The following is a 19,187-nucleotide window of genomic DNA, read 5'->3' on the forward strand; positions in this document are numbered from 1 at the left end:
CATGAGCAATGCGGCGGCAGCAAAATCTGACGGCAAGCAGAAGGTGCCTAACAAGGCGCCTTCTTCAGGTCCTTTCTCCGCTTATGAGCGGATGATCGCATGGCGCTATTTGCGAGCGCGCCGCCGCGAGACGTTTATTTCGGTCATTGCCGGTTTCTCTTTCACGGGCATCATGCTCGGTGTTGCAACACTCATTATCGTCATGGCGGTGATGAACGGTTTTCGCGCCGAGCTGCTCAATCGAATTCTCGGTATTAATGGCCATCTCATCATGCAGCCGATAGATCGGCCGCTGGATGACTATGCGAGCCTGATTACACGTATTGACGGTATTTCCGGCGTAAAATTTGCCATTCCGGTGGTTGAAGGTCAGGCTTTGGTGCAGGGCAATATTGGCGCAGGCACCGGTGCTCTGGTTCGAGGGCTTCGTGAAGAAGACCTCGACAAGCTCAAGCTTGTTTCGGACAATATCAAACAAGGCACCCTGAAAGGCTTTGATCAAAGCGGAGGCGTGGCCATTGGCACGCGTATGGCTGAAAATCTTGGTCTTTCTGTCGGTGATACGCTCCGCGTTATCTCACCCGATGGTGATGTGACACCGTTTGGCGTCAATCCGCGGGTTAAAGCCTATCCTATCGTTGCAATCTTCGAAATTGGCATGTCGGAATATGACGCGTCGATTGTCATGATGCCGCTTTCAGAAGCCCAGCTTTTCTTTAATCAGGAAGGCAAAGTGCAGTCGCTTGAAATCTTCGTCGATAATCCTGACAAGGTGGATGCAATGCGCGCACCGGTCGAGGAAGTTGCGGCTCGTCAGATTTCCATGGTCGATTGGCGCCAGCGCAACCAGACCTTCTTCTCGGCTTTGCAGGTCGAGCGCAATGTCATGTTCATGATCCTGACGCTGATCGTGCTCGTCGCAGCCCTTAATATCATTTCCGGCCTGATCATGCTGGTGAAGGATAAGGGCCGTGACATCGCGATCCTTCGAACCATGGGCGCCACACGTGGGGCTATCATGCGAATATTCCTTATGACAGGCGCAGCCATTGGTGTCACGGGTACGTTTGCAGGCGTGGTTTTAGGCGTGGTTGTGTGCCTCAACGTCGAACGTCTGCGCGAGTTCTTCTCGTGGCTTTCCGGCACGACCCTGTTTAATCCAGAGCTCTATTTCCTGAGCACGCTTCCGGCCAAGATGGATGTCGGCGAAACGGTTTCCGTCATAGCTATGGCTCTGATCCTTTCCTTTATTGCCACCATTTTTCCGGCCTGGCGCGCTGCTAAACTCGATCCGGTCGAAGCATTGAGGTACGAATAATGGCGGCTGAAGTTATTCTGCGTCTGGAAAATGTCAGCCGGGCCTATAAGGAAGCTGATCGCGAACTGGTCATCCTGAAAGATGCGAGTTTTACACTGCATCGTGGCGAGATGGTTGCACTGGTTGCCCCGTCTGGTGCTGGTAAATCGACATTGCTGCATACGGCCGGTTTGCTGGAGCGCCCGGATGCGGGTGATGTTTTTCTCGATGGCCGCTCCTGCAGTGCCCTTTCAGAGGATGAGCGCACAGCCGTTCGCCGCAACGATGTTGGCTTTGTTTATCAGTTCCATCATCTTCTGCCGGAGTTCACGGCACTTGAAAACGTGATGATGCCACAGATGATCCGTGGCCTGCCACAAAAGGCAGCGTCCGTTCGCGCGCAGCAGTTGCTCGACTATATGAAGATCGGCAAACGTGCTTCGCATCGCCCATCGGAGCTGTCGGGCGGCGAGCAGCAGCGCGTTGCCATTGCGCGCGCAGTTGCCAATGCACCTCTGGTATTGCTGGCCGATGAGCCAACCGGCAATCTTGACCCGACAACATCCTCTTATGTTTTTGGTGCGCTGGAAGCACTGGTGCGGCAGTCGGGACTGGCTGCGATGATTGCGACGCATAATCACGAGCTGGCGCGTCGGATGGATCGTCGTGTGACGTTGAAAGACGGCAAAGTCGTCGATCTTTGAGAGCGCTTTGACGTCGCTCTAAGCTTTTCGTTCAATCGCCCTATAGAGCGCCGGTGGCCATGCTGCCGGCGTTTGCATGTTTATTTTTCATAAACCTTAAATACACGCGATCGCTTAAATGGGTGTTGACTTTGGAACAGAAATGGAACAAACAATAAACATACGTGAACAAAGAGGAGTTATTCCAATGACCGATCTCGTCTACGACGTTTTGTCTTTCGTCTCCATCAGCCTTTTCGTTGCGACCTTCGCCATATGGGTGAGTGCAATCTGAAAGCGCAAAGCGGGTTCTTCTGTGAACCTCGCTGATAGTAACGGCGCTCACTCTGGACATCGTTACCGTATTCCCCGAAAGTGTGACGATGGGCGATAAGAGTCGCCCGTTACCCTGTGCAAATCTCATATCGTGAGCAGCACTCGGATGGCGCTGAAAACATGATTTCGCTATCATGGTGTTGCGGCGCAGTCAGCTCTGCAAAGATCGGGGAATGAATATGAATGATACAGCAAGCATGCGTGCGGGCGAGGATATGACGTCACCTCGTTTCGTTCATCTGCGAGTGCATTCTGCTTATTCCTTGCTTGAAGGCGCCTTGCCTGTTGGCAAGATCATCAAACAGGCGATTGCCGATCAGGCACCGGCCATCGCGATAACTGACACCAACAATCTGTTTGGTGCTTTGGAGTTCGCCCAGAAGGCATCTAAGGATGGTTTGCAGCCGATCATCGGTTGCCAGCTCGATGTTGCATTCGGCGATCACAATGATAACAGCCGCAGTGCCAATCGCCGTCTGGTTCTCGACTTGGCACCCTTGGTTTTTCTCGCTTCGACCGAGGAAGGTTATGCGAATATTGTCCGGCTCGTCAGCCGCGCATTTCTCGACACGCCTTCGGGCGACCCTGTGCATGTCGATGCTGGGTGGCTGGCTGGCCTGTCAGAAGATGTGATTGTTCTCTCCGGTGGCCCTCTTGGACCAATCGGACGCGCTTTTGCCGCTGATCGCCCGGATCGTGCAGAAAGCCGTTTGGCTTTTCTGAAAGAAGCATTCGGTGACCGGCTTTATGTCGAGTTGCAGCGGCAGGCAGGTTATGATCGTGCGCTTGAGGCGAAGACCGTTGAACTTGCTTATGCAATGGAATTGCCACTCGTTGCGACCAATGAAGCTTTCTTCCTTAAGGCAGAGGATTTTGAAGCGCATGATGCGCTGCTCGCCATCGCCGAAGGGCAAATTATTTCAAATGATGATCGCCGTCGTCTGACGCCGGACCACCACTTGAAAAGCCGCGCAGAAATGGCGGCTCTGTTCGCCGACCTGCCGGAAGCGCTCGAAAACACGATTGAAATTGCGGAGCGTTGCAGCTGGTTCACCCAGACACGAGCGCCAATCCTGCCGCGTTTCACGGGTGAATCCGACGATCCCGAAGCCGCAGTTCAGGCGGAGGCCGAAGAACTGGCGCGACAGGCGCGCGAAGGTTTGAAGATGCGGCTGGAAACAGCCGGGCTTGCTGAAGGGTATACGCAAGAACAATATGCCGAGCGTCTCGATTATGAGATCGGCATTATCACGCGTATGAAGTTCCCGGGCTACTTCCTCATTGTTGCGGACTTTATCAAATGGGCCAAGCAGCAGGGGATCCCTGTTGGCCCCGGTCGTGGTTCGGGTGCGGGCTCTCTCGTCGCTTATGCATTGACGATTACTGATGTTGATCCGTTGCGCTTTTCGCTGCTGTTTGAGCGCTTCCTCAATCCTGACCGCGTATCGATGCCAGACTTCGATATCGATTTCTGTCAGGATCGGCGCGAAGAAGTCATTCGCTATGTGCAGGGAAAGTACGGTCGCGATCAGGTCGCACAGATCATAACTTTCGGAACACTTCAGGCGCGCGCTGTGTTGCGTGATGTGGGTCGCGTTCTCGAAATGCCTTACGGGCAGGTCGACCGTCTCTGCAAGCTTGTGCCGCAGAATCCGGCCAATCCGGTGTCTCTGGCGCAGGCCATTGAAACAGAACCCAAGATTAATGAGGAACGTGAGAAAGAGCCGGTTGTCGGCCGTCTTCTCGATATGGCGCTCAAGCTTGAAGGGCTTTATCGCCACGCATCGACACACGCAGCCGGTATCGTTATCGGTGATCGCCCATTGTCTGAACTGGTGCCGATGTATCGCGATCCGCGCTCGGATATGCCGGTCACGCAGTTTAATATGAAATGGGTCGAACAGGCCGGTCTGGTCAAGTTCGACTTTCTTGGTCTGAAAACGCTTACGGTTCTTGAGACGGCAGTGAAGCTTGTTGCGCGTAAAGGCATTGAGATTGACCTGTCGCGCTTGCCCTTGGATGACCAACTGACTTATGAAATGCTTTCGCGTGGCGAAACGGTCGGCGTGTTTCAGGTGGAAAGTGCCGGAATGCGAAAGGCGCTGCTCGGCATGCGCCCGGACCGCATTGAGGATATTATTGCGCTCGTGGCGCTTTATCGTCCGGGTCCGATGGAAAACATTCCGACCTATAACGCGCGCAAGAACGGTGAGGAGGAGATTGCCTCCATCCACCCAAAGATTGATGACCTGATCAAAGAAACGCAGGGCGTTATCGTTTATCAGGAACAGGTGATGCAGATCGCGCAGGTTCTTTCGGGCTACTCGCTCGGTGAAGCTGATCTTTTGCGCCGCGCCATGGGTAAGAAAATCCGCGAAGAAATGGACAAGCAGCGCGTCCGCTTCGTGGACGGTGCCATTGAAGGCGGTGTCGACAAGGCGCAGGCGAATATGATTTTCGACCTGTTGGCCAAGTTCGCCGACTATGGCTTCAACAAGTCGCACGCTGCTGCTTATGCGATTGTATCTTATCAGACCGCCTACATGAAGGCGCATTATCCCGTTGAGTTTCTCGCCGCTTCAATGACATATGATATGTCGAACGCCGATAAGCTGAATGATTTCCGCCGCGATGCAAATCGTCTGGGGATCGATGTGGTGACGCCATCGGTCATGACGTCTTTTCGTCCCTTCGAAGTTGGCGAGAAGAAGATCTTCTACTCGCTTGCCGCAATCAAAGGTGTTGGTGAAGCCGCCGTTGATCATATCGTCAGTGTGCGGGCCGAAAAGCCGTTTGAAAGCCTTGAAGATTTCTTTGAGCGGATTGATCCGAAAATTGTCAATCGCCGCGTGACGGAAAGCCTGATCAATGCAGGCGCTCTCGATTGTTTCGGTCGCGACCGTGCGGCCATGAGCGCTGGCATGGACCGCATCATGGGGTTTGCCCAACGCACACAGGAAAATGCGGCCAGCGGTCAATCGGATATTTTTGGTCTTTCCGGCGCGCCCAAGGAAACCCTGATCCTTCCGCAGGCAGCCCCTTGGTTGCCTTCGGAAAAGCTGCATCGCGAGTTTCAGGCGGTTGGCTTTTATCTTTCTGCGCATCCGCTTGACGAATACCGTCAGGTGCTTGATCGCATGCGTGTACAGAGCTGGGCTGATTTCTCGGCAGCAGTCAAGCGCGGCGCAAATGCCGGGCGTCTGGCGGGTACGGTGACGACACGGCAGGAGCGCAAGACCCGCACAGGCAATAAGATGGGCATTGTGCAGTTGTCCGATGCCACTGGCCAGTTTGAAGCGGTCCTTTTCTCGGAAGGTCTTGCGCAATATCGTGATCTTCTGGAAAGCGGTAAGTCTGTCGTTATTACGGTTGCCGCAGAAAATCGCCCGGAGGGTATCGGGCTTCGCATCCAGACCGTGCAATCGCTGGAGGATCGGGCTTGCGCAATGCAAAAGGCATTGCGGCTTTATCTACGCTCGGCTGAAGCGGTGAAAAGTATCGTTCCGCATTTTAACACGCGCGGCGATGGACAGGTAAGCCTGATCGTAATCAAGGAAGAGGGGCAGCGTGAAGTGGAGATCGAACTTCCACACCGCTATCGCGTCAGTCCACAGATTGCGAGTGCCATGAAAGCTATTCCGGGCGTTGTTGACGTCGAGCTGGTCTAGAGCATTTCCAGCAAAAGTGCGAAGCGGTTTTGCGTAGGATAATGCGTGACAACACACAGAGCATTTCCAGCAAAAGTGCGAAGCGGTTTTGCGTAGGATAATGCGTGACAACAAACAGAGCATTTCCAGCAAAAGTGCGAAGCGGTTTTGCGTAGGATAATGCGTGACAACAAACAGAGCATTTCCAGCAAAAGTGCGAAGCGGTTTTGCGTAGGACAATGCGTGACAACAAACAGAGCATTTCCAGCAAAAGTGCGAAGCGGTTTTGCGTGGGATAATGCGTAAAAAATATAGAGCATTTCCAGCGATTCAAACAAAGCAGGAAATGCTCTAAAAACCGGCCAATTAGAATTGGCCGGTTTTTTCCATGTTTTTAGTAAGCAGCAGTGAAACGCTTGCCGATATGTTTGCCCTGTTCTGCTTCATCGACAATCGCCACGGCCAGATCTTCAACCGAGATTTTGCTTTCGCCTTTGTCATCAAAGACTGGCTCGTCTGCGCCAAGACGATATTTGCCGGTGCGTTCGCCGGGTTGAAGAATGATTGCGGGCGAAACAAAGGTCCAGTCGAGGTCTTTTTCTTCACGCAGTTCATTGAGTGCCTGGCGTGCGCCAAGCGCGCCTTCTTTCCACTCGGCGGGAAAATCCGGCGAATCCACCAGCTGATGGCCGTTGATTTCCAGACTTCCGGCGCCGCCAACTGCGATGAGACGCTTCACGCCTGCTTTCTTGGCAGCTTCGTTGATGGAACGGCTGCCCTTGATGTGGTTTTCGCGGATATTGCGGTCTGTCCAGCCGGGATTAAAGGCTGAAATAATCACGTCATGGCCTGCAATTTGCTTGGCGAGCGCATCCGTGTCGAATACGTCGGCCTTTACAGCGGTAACATTGTCGAGTTTCGCAACCTTATCTGTATGGCGGACAAGTGCTGTGACGCTGTGACCGCGCGATTGTGCTTCCTTGAGAATTGCAGCGCCGACAAAGCCGGTAGCGCCGATGAGTGCGATTTTAGCCATTTCATGTTCCTTTCAAATCAGTCACTGAAGTGATATTTAATAATCAGGTTCTTTATAGTAACTACGTAGTCGATATGATAAACCTTGTGAAGAACGCACTTTTTCATGATTAGGGTACATGGAGGTAACTGCATGCCCGACAAGGCCACTTAGGGAAGTAAAATGAAAATCACGACCCAACCGGATAACGGAACACCGCTTCTATCATCGACGGCTGCTTTTCAATCGGAGCCCGATGGAAAGGGGCTTTGCCCCATTCGTGAAGTGCTCGACCGGGTGGGCGATACGTGGAGCATCCTCGTTATTTTTAATCTGCAAATGGGATCAATGCGGTTTAATGCATTGCGCCGATCTGTGGAGGGTATTTCACAAAGAATGCTGACCGTGACGCTGCGTTCACTTGAGCGCGATGGCCTTGTGGCGCGTCATGTGCGCCCAACATCGCCGCCGGAAGTGAATTATTCCCTGACCGAACTTGGACATTCACTTGCTGTGCCGATTGATGTGCTGGGGCAGTGGGCTGTCGAAAACCGGGAACAAATGCGCGATGCCCGTCGGCGTTTTGATGCCGCTGCAGAAGATTAGGCTCAAGCCCGCTTTAATAAATGGGGCCAGAGCCAAACGAACCGGATGCCGGAATGCTCGTTACTCGTTTCAACAAAGGAGAATGAAACATGCCTGCAAAATCAAAAGCACAGCAAAAAGCAGCGGGTGCTGCACTTGCCGCAAAGCGCGGCGAGATCAACAAGAGTGAACTCTTTGGCGCCTCAAAAGAAATGTATGAAACAATGACGGAGAAAGAGCTCGAAGAGTTTGCCGAGACCAAACACAAAGGTCTTCCCGAGCACGTCTCAGACAAAAAAAGCAGCTGACTCATCATCAGCTGCTCTTCTTCTATGATCTGTTAAGCGCTTACTTCGCGCCGTTTGCGGGTACAAATTCGATGGCTTTGAGCTTGCCGCCGCTAATTCCGCAGCGCAAGGTTATCGTGTCCCATTGCGTGCCGCCAGTTTTGCGCCGTGCTTCTCCGGGTACGGAAATGACGGCAGAAACTTTACGTGCATCTTTTGTGCTGAATTTCGCAGATTTGTCGTTTGTTGTTGCCGCGGAAATATCATCTTTTGTAAAACCAAGACGATCATATTTCTTGCTCTTTTTAACATAATCATAAGCACTTGCAACGCAGTCAGCCACCTGTGGTGACGCCTGCTGATCCTTGACAAGTGTCTGATAATTGCCAGTAAAATCTTTTGAACGCTTCGGAACACTGTCGGCATGGGCGGCGCCGGCTACGCCGAAAGCGAAAATTGCGGAAAGTATGATCTTGGTCGATTTCATGATTTGCTTCCTTGGAAAAGCTACCGCACCAATCGGCGGTTAGCAAAATCGATAATGAAGATAATATTAGTGAGGCAGTTTGAATTTTTTATGTTCGCTGTCTGCGTGCAGAATATCTTATTGGCAGATTCGGGCAAGACAGGTTTTTCCATGACATCCCTGATCAAGATGCATGTTTGTTATGTGCGCGGCGTCCCCTTCAGGCCCGATTACCGTCATGAAAAGTTTGCAGCTCGCATCATGAACCGCACGCCAAAAGGCTTTTTCCTTTTCCGATCCGTTCCAGCCACTTTTCAATTCGGTCACAGAACCATCCGAAAACTTAAACGACATGATATCGAGCGCATTTGCAAATGCATGTTCGGACACGCGCCCCTCTGATGCACCATTGACATTGCGACACTGATAGTCGGACCCCGTGCCAACTTCTGTGACTTTCACATCGTTGCCATAGACCTTGCTTGCGGCTTCACTGACATGCTCCGACCATTTGGCAAGCGTAACAGCCATAGCGCAATTTGTTGTGACAGGATTTGCGAACTTCAGGGGCTGGGCTTTACCAATTGCAGTCAGCGAAAGCGGCGACTGCGCGCTGCATTGAGGACTATCATTGATCGGTGGGGAGAGCTTTCCCTCCACGTCGCCTTGCATGAGGGCTGGGCAGGCAACCTGATAGATGCGCTCGTTTTTCTCTGGCCTTGGTGTTTCAACATTGCTTTTAGCCGGTTCTGCCGATTGGGCCGGCTCTTTTTCGCGTCGTGGCGCATCCGCTTCTCGTCCTGGCGCTGGCGTGGGAACTGGAATCACAGTGACTGGCGCTGACTGCGGCTTTGATCGTTGCTGCCTGGTGCTGCGTTTCTTTTTGGTGCGTTTTTGAGGCGTGGTCTTCTTTGTGTTTCCGCTTAATGCGCGTTCAATAAGATTTTGCGCATTTGCTGTTCCAGTCCTCGGCCAGTTCCCGCCGCAAATCAACGTAATCGAACATGCGAGGAGGAGGGTCGTTATCGCTTTGGGAAAGAAAGAGAAAGAAACGGCCATGTTTGCCTCTTTTGATATGACGCACCCTGGTTTAATGTCGATAAGGCAGTTGTCGTTCCTTCACGCTTCGTGGCGCACGGTTATATATGGCCAAATGGCTTAAAATCCGGGCTTAAGCCTTGACAAGATGACACGCTAATGACTACAAGCCGCCATCGCTGGAGCTTCATCGCTCCGGCGTTTCATTTGACGTGTCCCGTGGATGAAGATCGCAGCTGCGCGCTTCATTCTGTCAGTCTCTGGAAAACAGGGGCAGAGGAGGGCGCGTTTCCTGTCTGCGCCGTAAGGCGCATCAACTTTTTAAAGGAAATGCGATGAGCAAGCGCGAATCCGCTAAGTACAAAATTGATCGCCGCCTTGGCGAAAACATTTGGGGTCGTCCGAAGTCCCCTGTAAACCGTCGTGAATATGGCCCAGGCCAGCACGGTCAGCGCCGTAAGGGCAAGCTTTCCGACTACGGTGTACAGCTCCGTGCAAAGCAGAAGCTCAAGGGCTTCTACGGTGATATTTCGGAAAAGCAGTTCCGCAAGACCTATGACGAAGCAGCTCGCCGCAAGGGCGATACTGGTGAAAACCTCATCGGCCTGCTCGAATCGCGTCTGGATGCTGTCGTGTACCGCGCAAAGTTCGTTCCAACGATTTTTGCTGCACGTCAGTTCATCAACCACGGTCACGTTAACGTAAACGGCCGCCGCGTCAACATTCAGTCCTACCGCCTCAAGGCTGGCGACGTTGTTGAAGTTCGCGAAAAGTCGAAGCAGCTCGTCATCGTTCTCGAAGCTGTTGCGCTCGCTGAACGCGATGTTCCTGACTACGTTGAAGTTGATCACAACAAGATGGTTGCGACCTACTCCCGCGTTCCAACCCTGGCTGACGTTCCATACGCAGTTCAGATGGAACCAAACCTCGTCGTCGAATTCTATTCGCGTTAATTCTGAGCCTCTGGCTCAGAGCATTTCCAGCAAAAGTGCGAAGCGGTTTTGCGTGAGGGAATGCGTGAAAGCAAAAATAAATGGCCGCCCTCGGTTTTCCCGAGGGCGGCTTTTCTGTATGTAGACGTTAATCTGTTTCTCTCATGTACAGGAAGCATAATGAACGCTTTCGATCCCAATAGTGCGGAGGATTCCGGCACTGATGGCTGTCATCCGCTTTTCCGCGATGTCCCTGCCTCCGTTGAATTCAACAAGCTGCGCAAGCGTTTGCTGCGGCTGACACGTCAGGCCATTGAAGATTTTGCAATGGTTAAACCCGGCGAGCGCTGGATGGTTTGTCTGTCTGGTGGCAAGGATTCCTACGGTCTCTTGGCACTGCTGCTTGATCTCAAATGGCGTGGTCTGTTGCCAGTGGAGCTGCTGGCAGTCAACCTCGATCAGGGGCAGCCCAATTTCCCAAAGCATATTCTGCCGGACTTCCTGAACCGGTACGGCATCGAACATCGCATTGAATATCAGGACACCTATTCGATCGTCACGCAAAAGCTGCCCGAAAACAGCACCTATTGCTCGCTTTGCTCGCGTTTGCGCCGCGGCAATCTTTATCGCATTGCGCGTGAAGAAGGTTGTTCGGCGATTGTGCTCGGCCATCACCGCGAAGACATCCTCGAAACCTTCTTTATGAATCTGTTTCATGGCGGGCGACTTGCCGCCATGCCGCCAAAGCTTCTTAATGATGAAGGCGACTTGATGCTGTTCCGTCCGCTTGCTTATGCGGCGGAAGAAGATATGGAAAAATTTGCGACAGCCATGCAGTTCCCGATCATTCCGTGCGATCTTTGTGGCAGTCAGGAAGGGCTTCAGCGCAATGCAATGAAGGCAATGTTGATCGATATTGAAAAGCGGATGCCGGGCCGCAAGGACACGATGATCCGCGCCATGACCAACGTTCGGCCAAGCCATCTGCTGGATCGCAAATTGTTTGACTTCGCAAGTCTCATGACCAGTTCTGACGTGGAGAATACCAGTGCAGTTTAACGAAAAGCAGGTTGATTGGTTGGCAGACCTTCTGGCCGAAGCCGCAAATGCTGAGATTATGCCACGCTTCCGCCAACTGGGGCAGGGTGATATTCGCCAGAAAACGTCTGCTGCCGATCTCGTTACCGAAGCTGACGTGAATGCAGAACGCTTTATCACTGCACGTCTCAAGGAGCGCTTTCCCAATGCGCTGATTGTTGGCGAAGAAGCCTGTTCTGATGATGAAACATTGCTCAATGGTCTTGGTGATGCAGAGCTCGCATTCACTATTGATCCGGTGGACGGTACGTTTAATTTCGCTTCAGGTGTTCCGCTGTTTGGCGTGATGCTGGCCGTTGTTGTCAAAGGCGAGACGGTTGCCGGTATTATCTATGATCCTGTGGGTAAAGACTGGATTCTCGCTTCAAAGGGCAGCGGTAGCCATATCCGCTATGCCAATGGCTTAATGAGCCCTGTGAAGGTCGCAGCATCAGCGGATATTTCGCAGATGACGGGATCGGTTTCCTGGCAATATACGGCTGAACCAGTTCGGTCGCGCCTTGCGCGCAATCATACGAAATTTTTGTCGCAGATTGGCTATCGTTGCGCGGCCCACGAATATCGTATCATCGCCACGGGTGGCGCGCATTTCGCTTGCTACAACAAGTTGATGCCGTGGGATCATTTGCCCGGCGCACTCATCCATCAGGAAGCAGGCGGTTATCTTGCGCGCTGGGATGAGAGCGATTACCTGCCATCGCATACAGGCGGCGGCCTTCTGGTGGCGCCAGACAAGGAAAGCTGGAAAGCAATTCAGTCGGCCCTTTTTGCAGAATGAAAAAAGCCCGCCAAATGGCGGGCTTTTCCAACGGTTCGTCAGAGTGGCTTGTTATGCTGCCTGAACATCTTGCCGCGTTCGGCAATCAACACACAGATGAATGCGATAAAACCCAGCACACAATAGCCTGCCGCAACGGGTGTTGTCGTTCCGTCAAATGCCTGACCGATGATCGCTCCAAGCGCTGCACCAATCACGGTCTGTGTAAAGCCGAGAACAGAAGACGCTGTACCAGCGACTTCGCCGAGTGGCTCCATTGCCAGCGCGTTGAAATTCGACGTTACCAAACTGAACGAGAACATGATTGTCATATAGATCATCATAAGCATCCAGAATGGTACCGGTCCGCTCAGGCTAAGGGAAAGCACGACCCAAAGCAGGCTGAAGCCAACAAAAACCAGCAGCATCGTCTGCGAAATGCGGCGCATCCCATAACGTCCGACCAGACGTGAATTAAGAAAGGATGCAAGAGCGAGCGTCATGGCCACCGCTGCAAAGGCCAGCGGAAACATTGTGCCGAGATTGTAAATATCGACAAAGATCTGCTGCGCCGAGTTGATATAGCCAAACAGCGCACCAAGGATGAATGACGTTCCCAACATGTAAAAAAGCGCTATGCGGTTAGACAAAACAATGCCGAAGCCACCGATGATGCTTTTCAGCGTCAATGGGCGACGGTGGTTGACGGGCAAAGTTTCCGGCAGGCGGATATAGGCCCAGATGGCAACGATCGCAGCCATCACCGCCATGGATAGGAATATCAGATGCCATTCACCAAACAGCATGATCAGCTGGCCGGTTGCAGGCGCAATCACCGGCAGGATCATGAACACCATCATCACGAGTGACATGACCTCAGCCATCTGACGGCCTGCAAAACGATCACGCACAACCGAAACGGCAATGACACGCGTTGCTGCCGCGCCGAAGCCTTGCAAAACACGCAGCACGATCAGCGTCGTGAAATCGGTGGCAAAAGCCGCGCCGAGTGCTGCCAGAATGTAAATCAGCAGGCCGCCAAAAAGTGGAAGTCTTCTGCCATAGCGATCGCTGAGCGGACCGTAAAACAGCTGTGATACGCCAAAGCCCAGCAGATAAGCGGTGATGACATATTGAGCATGATTTTCCGATAGAATACCGAGACTCGTGCCGATTTGGGGTAGACCGGGCAACATGATGTCCACTGCCAGCGCATTGATCGCCATGATTGCAGCAATAAGCGCAATAAATTCACCACGTGCACCCGCGGGCGTCTGTTGGTCCAATGAGCTTTTCTGAATATCGGTTGGCATTAGGGTAGTCCTCGATAAGCGGCACACCGGTCAGAGGATCGCCGGTGGAGCAGTCGGAATTTATAAAACAGATGCCTGTCATGACGATGCGTCAGGCAAGAGAAAAGGCGCCGTTTCATGGCGCCTTTTAGAAAAGGTGAGCTTTAAAAGCCGTATGAGGGGATAATTAATCCTTAAGCGGCTTTGGTTGCAATACCCTTATCGGCAAAAAGTGTCTGCAATTCGTTGGACTGGAACATTTCGCGGATGATGTCGCAACCGCCAATAAACTCGCCCTTTACATAGAGCTGAGGAATGGTTGGCCAGCTGGAATAGTCCTTGATGCCCTGACGGATTTCGTCGGATGCAAGAACGTTTACACCCTTATAATCGACGCCAAGATAGTCGAGGATCTGCACGACCTGACCGGAAAAACCACATTGCGGGAAACCTGGTGTGCCCTTCATGAACAGCACAACATCGTTGGTCTTCACTTCGTTGTCGATGAAATCGTTGATTCCGGTCATTTTAGTTCCTTTCAGGATGCCGGTTCAAGTCCCGGCCCGCGTAGGGAGAGGCTCTGCCCCAATATAGTAAGTTGAGCTTTGGTAATCACCCTCTAAAGGTGAAAGCAAGTCAAATTAGCGCGAAAACAGGCTGTTCTGGGGGCAACATCTTGCCGCAGTAACATAGCGCCGCCACATATTGCTTTCTGAAAGCGCATCAAGGGCGGCGCTGATATGTTATTCTGGTATGCTGGTCTGGAGCGCGAGCGCATGAAGAACGCCGCCCATATTGCCTTTAAGTGCGTCATAGACCATCTGGTGCTGCTGCACGCGTGACTTGCCACGGAAACTTTCCGCAACAACTTCAGCAGCGTAGTGGTCTCCATCTCCGGCAAGGTCGCGGATCGTCACCTTTGCGCCAGGAATACCTTCGCGTATCAGTTTTTCGATCTCATGTGCGTCCATAGCCATGCAAAATCTCCTGCCTTTCAGGGCTTCTTCTTGTTCGTTTCGAATCGTAACGCATCATCGTGATACGTCAATCTTCAACTGTCTAACGTTTAAATGAGCGACAAGCAAACGCCCGGCACAGAGTTCCCGGCCGGGCGTCAATTGGTAACAGTGCCGACCAATAACGCTTAGTTATCGACCGCAGCTTCGCCGCTCATAAAGCTTGGGAACCAGCCTTCAAAGGCAGCCGTGAGGTCTGCGACCGAAACATCGATGATCGTGCCGAATTTCAGACGATCACCGCCAACTGTTCCAAGTATGCGGAATGCCAGGCCCGCACCTTCAGCATTGAGCGCAATCAGCTTTGCCATTTCAGGCGTAGCTGAGACGACATAACGTGCCTGATCTTCACCAAAGAGCGTTGCATGTGGCAGGCCGTCACCGGCATCAAGTACAGCGCCCTTGCCAGATTTGATTGCCATTTCAGCTACACCAACAGCAAGGCCGCCGTCGGATAGATCGTGACAGGCTGTCACCTGACCATTGCGGATCGCCGAGCGAACAAATTCGCCGGTACGCTTTTCAAGCCCAAGATCAACGGCTGGTGCCGGACCATCCGCGCGGTCAAACAGATCACGAAGATAGATCGACTGACCGAGATGCGAGCCGTCGCTACCCAGCAGAACCAGCGTGTCGCCATCCTGCATGCCGCCTATCTTGGCCATCTGAGACCAGTCAGGAATAAGGCCGACACCCGCTATGGTTGGAGTCGGCAGGATCGCCTCGCCATTGGTTTCGTTGTAGAGCGAGACGTTGCCCGAAACGATTGGGAAATCGAGCGCGCGGCAAGCCTCGCCGATACCTTCGATTGCCTTGACCAGCTGGCCCATGATTTCCGGCTTTTCAGGATTGCCGAAGTTCAGGTTGTCGGTCGAAGCGAGCGGCTCAGCACCGGTTGCGGTAATGTTGCGCCAGCATTCAGCAACCGCCTGCTTGCCACCTTCAAACGGATCAGCTTCGCAATAGCGTGGCGTTACGTCAGACGAGAAAGCGAGTGCCTTGGTGGGATGGCCTTCAACGCGGATCACACCGGCGTCACCACCCGGAAGCTGCAATGAATTGCCCTGAATGAGCGTGTCATACTGCTCATAAACCCAGCGGCGCGACGAACCATCCGGCGAACCGACGAGCTTGAGCAGCGCATCGGAATAGTCTTCAACCTGCGGCACATTGGCTGCTGGTAGCGGAGCGTGCTTGCCCGGTTCCATCCACGGACGATCATATTCAGGAGCTTCGTCACCGAGTTCCTTGATCGGCAGATTGGCAACTTCTTCGCCCTGATGAATGACGCGGAAGCGCAGATCATCGGTTGTCTTTCCAACGATCGCGAAATCAAGACCCCACTTACGGAAGATCGCTTGTGCTTCTTCTTCCATTTCAGGCTTGAGAACCATGAGCATACGCTCCTGGCTTTCCGACAGCATCATTTCATAAGCTGTCATATTCACTTCGCGAACCGGAACATGATCGAGAATGAGCTCGATTCCAAGATCGCCTTTGGCACCCATTTCAACGGCAGAACAGGTGAGGCCAGCCGCACCCATGTCCTGAATCGCAATAACAGCACCCGAAGCCATCAGCTCAAGACAGGCTTCGAGCAGGCACTTCTCGGTGAATGGGTCACCAACCTGAACGGTCGGGCGTTTTTCTTCAATTGATTCGTCAAACTCGGCCGATGCCATGGTGGCACCGCCCACGCCATCACGGCCCGTCTTGGCACCGAGATAGACAACCGGCAGGCCAACGCCCTTGGCTTCTGACAGGAAGATGCCGTCATGCTTGGCAAGACCGGCAGCAAAAGCATTGACGAGGATATTGCCGTTATAGCGCTTGTCGAAATTGACTTCGCCGCCGACGGTCGGAACGCCGAAGGCATTGCCATAACCGCCAACGCCGGAAACAACACCGGAAACGAGGTGGCGGGTCTTCGGATGATCAGGCTCGCCGAACCGCAGCGCATTCATGGCTGCAATCGGACGTGCGCCCATGGTGAAAACATCGCGCAGAATGCCGCCAACGCCTGTCGCAGCCCCTTGATAAGGCTCAATGTAAGATGGGTGGTTGTGGCTTTCCATCTTGAAGACGACACAGTCGCCATCGCCAATATCCACAACGCCGGCATTCTCGCCGGGGCCCTGAAGTACGCGGGGACCAGTCGTTGGCAGCGTCCGCAGCCACTTCTTCGACGACTTGTAGGAACAATGCTCATTCCACATTGCAGAAAAGATTCCGAGCTCCGTGAAGCTTGGTTCGCGTCCGATCAGATCAAGAATACGCTGGTATTCGTCCGGCTTGAGGCCGTGGGCAGAGATAAGTTCCGGCGTGATATCGCGCTTATTGGAAATAGTCATGGAGATGAGGGACCCCGTCGCAGGCTGCGGTACCCGGAAACTTCTGCCGAAGGGCGGACACCTAAGGTTTCAAGGGGCCTCTTTAACCTAACTCTGTTGGAAGCGCGACAGGAAAATGCCGATTTCCCGGTTCAAATGCTGCCTTCATAGCCTGCTTGTTCGTTTTCCAGCAGCTGACGTAGGGCTGTGAAGCCATTTTCGACATCACTGCGGTCGGCCGGCGAGGAAAAAGCGATGCGAACCCGATGATATGTCCGATCGATACGCCCGGCTTTGAACTCGTCTTCATCATCGATCAGCAATCCGTTTTCATAGGCCGCGGCTTTAAACGTGCTGGCAAGCCAGGGCTCGGGCAGTTTCAACCAGAGGATAGGCACATGCGGTGAAGAAACGAAGTCGTAACCGGCAAAGATTTCGCGGGCCAGCCGCTCGCGCCATTCGATTTCCGCAGAGCACTTGTCCAGCAGGGCATTCGCCTGACCGGAAAGCACGGTTTGAGCAGCCGTTTCAGCGAGCAGAAAGGACACGCCGCCAGTCATCAGCTTATGGGTCACCCTCAAACGCTGCGCACAATGCGGAGGGCAGGCCACCCAGCCACAACGCAAACCAGCCGTTACCGCTTTTGAAAGACTGCCTAAGAGAAAGGTGCGCTCTGGCGCAATGTCTGCAATTTTCGGGATATTTGATCGAGTCATGACCCCGTAAGTGTCGTCTTCGATCAGCCAGACATTGTGCCGCGCTGCGATATTGGCAATTGCAACCCGGCGCTCATAGGGCATGGTTGCAAGTGTGGGGTTGTGGATGCTTGGCATCAGAAATGCCATTGTCGGATGCTGTTGATTGCAGACCCGCTCAAATTCTTCCGGTATCATTCCGTATTCATCGCTTGCGGCAATCGCAATGCGTCGCCCGGTAATTCGGACGGAACGGCTCACCTGTGTATAAGTGAGATCTTCAAAAACGATCCTGTCACCGGGTGCGGTAAAGGCCGTAATTGCCGCAACTGCACCCGCATGCGCGCCGTTGGTGACCACAATGTTGCTCGCATCGGCGGGCGCATTTTCCTGATTGAGCCATTGGCGACCGGCCTCAAGCCAGTGTTGCGGAAAATACCGCGTGTAATTAACGATTTCATGCGGGAAATTGCGGATAACAGACGTGATAAGTGGCTCAAGCGCCGCGTTCTGTCCAATATCCGGTGCCGCTGTCGTGTCAAAGCGCCCTTTGTCGAGCGGGGCATCCTGAATTCGCGTGCCCGCTATGCCATCGCTGGAATAGGCGAGGGGCGCATCCTTTCGATCAGTCTTGCCAAGCACATAGGTTCCGCGGCCAACTTCGCCGGTTACAAGCCCACGTTCGTGCGCAAGCGCATAAGCGCGCCCAATTGTACCGATTGTCACCTTTAGATCGAAGGCCAAGTTGCGCTGGGGTGGCAGTTTCTGCCCCGCTGGCAAAGAGTTGTTGGCAATTGCCTCTTCAATCGCATCAGCGAGTTGCAAATAAAGCGGACCGGACTTGCCGGTGAGATCGGGGAGCCAATTTGTCATGGTCACAATATAAGCATTGTGTCGGTTCTTGAGTCAATTGTATTTGAGCAGTCAAGCGTCAAACGAACGTGAAATAGCGGTTTTGCCCATATAAAAGGCTCTTTGCTATGACATATACGTCAATTAAGCATGATGAAATAGATACAATTGATACAATCATCGCGCGGGAAAGTGAATTTTGTTATGCTTCCCGCTCTGTCTGGCAGCGCTTTGTCGAATGGTGGAAATTGCGTGCCATGCTACGCCGCAGCCGCATTCAATTGATGAACCTCACGGACGATCAGTTGCGCGATATTGGTATTACGCGGGTGGACGCTGACATGGAAGCGCGCAAGGTACGCTTCCATATCCGCTAATTATTTATCCGGTCAGCAGCCCTTTTCGCCTGATGCCCAGCGATTGATATCCGTAGCGATCCGGCTGCCATGGCTCTGCTGCATCATAGGACCAAAGGCCTCGATCCGGGCTGGATTGCCCTGGGCCTGAACAACGAGCAAGGGACGCCCTGCAAGATTGCGCGACGGAACCACCAGAATACGCGGACGGCCAGTAAATGAATTTAACTCTGGCGCTAATGCATAACCGCGGAAGCCTTTGTCCTTTGATTTAAACCAGCAACTGTTGGCACCTAGCGCAATGCGCTCCATGGTTGGCAGCGCTGCCTTATTCGAATCAAGGGCAACAGGGCCGGGGGCAGGCGTTGGCGAGCAGGCTGAAAAAAGCGCAAGAGCAGGCAGAGCGACAAGCGCAATGGTCTTATTCTTCAAGGAAGACTCCATCAAAACGCGTTCGGCAGAGCGCAGAAATTGGCCAGCCGATAAGCGTGTAGAAACAAGGTGT

At 53.1% G+C, this 19,187-nt stretch carries 19 protein-coding genes; 10 read left to right on the forward strand and 9 right to left on the reverse strand.

Going from position 1 to position 19,187, the window contains the following annotated elements:
- Window position 1: 1 nt before the first annotated feature.
- From OPR82_RS05775 to dnaE, 4 genes are all read left to right on the forward strand, one after another.
- Complete coding sequence (locus OPR82_RS05775) at window positions 2-1,318, forward strand: lipoprotein-releasing ABC transporter permease subunit (RefSeq protein ID WP_265983564.1); 1,317 nt, start codon at window positions 2-4, stop codon at window positions 1,316-1,318.
- On the forward strand, window positions 1,318-2,001 hold the full coding sequence (locus tag OPR82_RS05780; protein ID WP_265983566.1) for an ABC transporter ATP-binding protein: 684 nt from the start codon (window positions 1,318-1,320) through the stop codon (window positions 1,999-2,001). Before OPR82_RS05775 ends, OPR82_RS05780 begins: the two co-directional genes overlap by 1 nt.
- Before the next feature lie 142 nt (window positions 2,002-2,143).
- Window positions 2,144-2,275 carry a hypothetical protein gene (locus tag OPR82_RS05785; RefSeq protein WP_265983567.1) on the forward strand — a complete coding sequence of 44 codons (132 nt, stop codon included), beginning with the start codon at window positions 2,144-2,146 and terminating at the stop codon, window positions 2,273-2,275.
- Between the two features lie 220 nt (window positions 2,276-2,495).
- The gene (dnaE, locus tag OPR82_RS05790) at window positions 2,496-5,984 is read left to right on the forward strand and encodes a DNA polymerase III subunit alpha (protein ID WP_265983569.1); all 3,489 of its coding nucleotides are present in this window, start codon (window positions 2,496-2,498) and stop codon (window positions 5,982-5,984) included.
- Window positions 5,985-6,357: 373 nt separating this feature from the next.
- On the opposite strand, the gene OPR82_RS05795 is transcribed toward dnaE, so the two are convergent.
- Window positions 6,358-6,999: an NAD(P)-dependent oxidoreductase gene (locus tag OPR82_RS05795; RefSeq protein WP_265983571.1), complete on the reverse strand. Its 642-nt coding sequence runs from the start codon at window positions 6,997-6,999 to the stop codon at window positions 6,358-6,360.
- A gap of 162 nt (window positions 7,000-7,161) precedes the next feature.
- Here OPR82_RS05795 and OPR82_RS05800 point away from each other — a divergent pair, with 162 nt between their 5' ends.
- Together OPR82_RS05800 and OPR82_RS05805 are read left to right on the forward strand one after the other, a co-directional pair.
- Window positions 7,162-7,584, forward strand: a complete 423-nt coding sequence (locus OPR82_RS05800; protein ID WP_265983572.1) for a winged helix-turn-helix transcriptional regulator — start codon at window positions 7,162-7,164, stop codon at window positions 7,582-7,584.
- Window positions 7,585-7,673: 89 nt separating this feature from the next.
- Window positions 7,674-7,871 (forward strand): DUF3008 family protein, encoded by a 198-nt coding sequence (locus OPR82_RS05805; protein ID WP_265983573.1) that lies wholly within the window; start codon window positions 7,674-7,676, stop codon window positions 7,869-7,871.
- Window positions 7,872-7,911: 40 nt separating this feature from the next.
- Here the strand turns inward: OPR82_RS05805 and bspC are convergent, their stop codons facing one another.
- Together bspC and OPR82_RS05815 are read right to left on the reverse strand one after the other, a co-directional pair.
- On the reverse strand, window positions 7,912-8,337 hold the full coding sequence (gene bspC, locus OPR82_RS05810) for a type IV secretion system effector BspC (RefSeq protein WP_265983574.1): 426 nt from the start codon (window positions 8,335-8,337) through the stop codon (window positions 7,912-7,914).
- Between the two features lie 117 nt (window positions 8,338-8,454).
- The gene (locus OPR82_RS05815) at window positions 8,455-9,375 is read right to left on the reverse strand and encodes an extensin-like domain-containing protein (protein WP_407673215.1); all 921 of its coding nucleotides are present in this window, start codon (window positions 9,373-9,375) and stop codon (window positions 8,455-8,457) included.
- A gap of 314 nt (window positions 9,376-9,689) precedes the next feature.
- On the opposite strand from OPR82_RS05815, the gene rpsD reads away from it, so the two are divergent.
- The 3 genes from rpsD (at window position 9,690) to OPR82_RS05830 (ending at window position 12,162) form a co-directional block, all read left to right on the forward strand.
- Window positions 9,690-10,307: a 30S ribosomal protein S4 gene (rpsD, locus tag OPR82_RS05820; RefSeq protein WP_265983576.1), complete on the forward strand. Its 618-nt coding sequence runs from the start codon at window positions 9,690-9,692 to the stop codon at window positions 10,305-10,307.
- A gap of 159 nt (window positions 10,308-10,466) precedes the next feature.
- Window positions 10,467-11,345: a tRNA 2-thiocytidine(32) synthetase TtcA gene (ttcA, locus tag OPR82_RS05825; protein WP_265983577.1), complete on the forward strand. Its 879-nt coding sequence runs from the start codon at window positions 10,467-10,469 to the stop codon at window positions 11,343-11,345.
- The gene (locus OPR82_RS05830; RefSeq protein ID WP_265983579.1) at window positions 11,335-12,162 is read left to right on the forward strand and encodes an inositol monophosphatase family protein; all 828 of its coding nucleotides are present in this window, start codon (window positions 11,335-11,337) and stop codon (window positions 12,160-12,162) included. The genes ttcA and OPR82_RS05830 overlap by 11 nt, the downstream gene beginning before the upstream one ends.
- Window positions 12,163-12,200: 38 nt before the next feature.
- Here OPR82_RS05830 and OPR82_RS05835 read toward each other — a convergent pair whose 3' ends face one another.
- The 5 genes from OPR82_RS05835 to OPR82_RS05855 form a co-directional block, all read right to left on the reverse strand.
- Window positions 12,201-13,454: a multidrug effflux MFS transporter gene (locus OPR82_RS05835; protein WP_265983580.1), complete on the reverse strand. Its 1,254-nt coding sequence runs from the start codon at window positions 13,452-13,454 to the stop codon at window positions 12,201-12,203.
- 173 nt (window positions 13,455-13,627) lie between these two features.
- A complete protein-coding gene (grxD, locus tag OPR82_RS05840) occupies window positions 13,628-13,960 on the reverse strand; it encodes a Grx4 family monothiol glutaredoxin (protein WP_265983582.1) in 333 nt (110 codons plus the stop codon).
- A gap of 216 nt (window positions 13,961-14,176) precedes the next feature.
- Window positions 14,177-14,410, reverse strand: coding sequence for a BolA/IbaG family iron-sulfur metabolism protein (locus OPR82_RS05845; protein WP_134153339.1), 234 nt, complete (start codon window positions 14,408-14,410; stop codon window positions 14,177-14,179).
- A gap of 167 nt (window positions 14,411-14,577) precedes the next feature.
- Entirely contained in the window at window positions 14,578-16,800 is a 2,223-nt protein-coding gene (purL, locus tag OPR82_RS05850; protein ID WP_265983583.1) for a phosphoribosylformylglycinamidine synthase subunit PurL, read from the reverse strand.
- 131 nt (window positions 16,801-16,931) lie between these two features.
- The gene (locus tag OPR82_RS05855) at window positions 16,932-18,347 is read right to left on the reverse strand and encodes an aminotransferase-like domain-containing protein (RefSeq protein ID WP_265983875.1); all 1,416 of its coding nucleotides are present in this window, start codon (window positions 18,345-18,347) and stop codon (window positions 16,932-16,934) included.
- A 107-nt stretch (window positions 18,348-18,454) separates the two neighbouring features.
- Between OPR82_RS05855 and OPR82_RS05860 the strand changes: the two genes are divergently transcribed.
- A complete protein-coding gene (locus OPR82_RS05860) occupies window positions 18,455-18,703 on the forward strand; it encodes a DUF1127 domain-containing protein (protein WP_265983584.1) in 249 nt (82 codons plus the stop codon).
- A 12-nt stretch (window positions 18,704-18,715) separates the two neighbouring features.
- On the opposite strand, the gene OPR82_RS05865 is transcribed toward OPR82_RS05860, so the two are convergent.
- The gene (locus OPR82_RS05865; protein ID WP_265983585.1) at window positions 18,716-19,114 is read right to left on the reverse strand and encodes a hypothetical protein; all 399 of its coding nucleotides are present in this window, start codon (window positions 19,112-19,114) and stop codon (window positions 18,716-18,718) included.
- Between the last annotated feature and the right edge of the window lie 73 nt (window positions 19,115-19,187).

The organism is Ochrobactrum chromiisoli (genome assembly GCF_026241335.1).
Taxonomy (GTDB): Bacteria; Pseudomonadota; Alphaproteobacteria; order Rhizobiales; family Rhizobiaceae; genus Brucella; species Brucella chromiisoli.

Excerpts from the sequence above, each read along its gene's own strand:
- OPR82_RS05800 (WP_265983572.1), top strand. The coding sequence starts at position 7,162 with ATGAAAATCACGACCCAACCGGATAACGGAACACCGCTTCTATCATCG.
- grxD (WP_265983582.1), bottom strand. The coding sequence starts at position 13,960 with ATGACCGGAATCAACGATTTCATCGACAACGAAGTGAAGACCAACGAT.
- OPR82_RS05775 (WP_265983564.1), top strand. The coding sequence starts at position 2 with ATGAGCAATGCGGCGGCAGCAAAATCTGACGGCAAGCAGAAGGTGCCT.
- OPR82_RS05805 (WP_265983573.1), top strand. The coding sequence starts at position 7,674 with ATGCCTGCAAAATCAAAAGCACAGCAAAAAGCAGCGGGTGCTGCACTT.
- ttcA (WP_265983577.1), top strand. The coding sequence starts at position 10,467 with ATGAACGCTTTCGATCCCAATAGTGCGGAGGATTCCGGCACTGATGGC.
- rpsD (WP_265983576.1), top strand. The coding sequence starts at position 9,690 with ATGAGCAAGCGCGAATCCGCTAAGTACAAAATTGATCGCCGCCTTGGC.
- OPR82_RS05860 (WP_265983584.1), top strand. The coding sequence starts at position 18,455 with ATGACATATACGTCAATTAAGCATGATGAAATAGATACAATTGATACA.
- OPR82_RS05855 (WP_265983875.1), bottom strand. The coding sequence starts at position 18,347 with ATGACAAATTGGCTCCCCGATCTCACCGGCAAGTCCGGTCCGCTTTAT.
- OPR82_RS05815 (WP_407673215.1), bottom strand. The coding sequence starts at position 9,375 with ATGGCCGTTTCTTTCTCTTTCTTTCCCAAAGCGATAACGACCCTCCTC.
- OPR82_RS05780 (WP_265983566.1), top strand. The coding sequence starts at position 1,318 with ATGGCGGCTGAAGTTATTCTGCGTCTGGAAAATGTCAGCCGGGCCTAT.
- purL (WP_265983583.1), bottom strand. The coding sequence starts at position 16,800 with ATGACTATTTCCAATAAGCGCGATATCACGCCGGAACTTATCTCTGCC.
- dnaE (WP_265983569.1), top strand. The coding sequence starts at position 2,496 with ATGAATGATACAGCAAGCATGCGTGCGGGCGAGGATATGACGTCACCT.
- OPR82_RS05845 (WP_134153339.1), bottom strand. The coding sequence starts at position 14,410 with ATGGCTATGGACGCACATGAGATCGAAAAACTGATACGCGAAGGTATT.
- bspC (WP_265983574.1), bottom strand. The coding sequence starts at position 8,337 with ATGAAATCGACCAAGATCATACTTTCCGCAATTTTCGCTTTCGGCGTA.
- OPR82_RS05795 (WP_265983571.1), bottom strand. The coding sequence starts at position 6,999 with ATGGCTAAAATCGCACTCATCGGCGCTACCGGCTTTGTCGGCGCTGCA.
- OPR82_RS05835 (WP_265983580.1), bottom strand. The coding sequence starts at position 13,454 with ATGCCAACCGATATTCAGAAAAGCTCATTGGACCAACAGACGCCCGCG.
- OPR82_RS05785 (WP_265983567.1), top strand. The coding sequence starts at position 2,144 with ATGGAACAAACAATAAACATACGTGAACAAAGAGGAGTTATTCCAATG.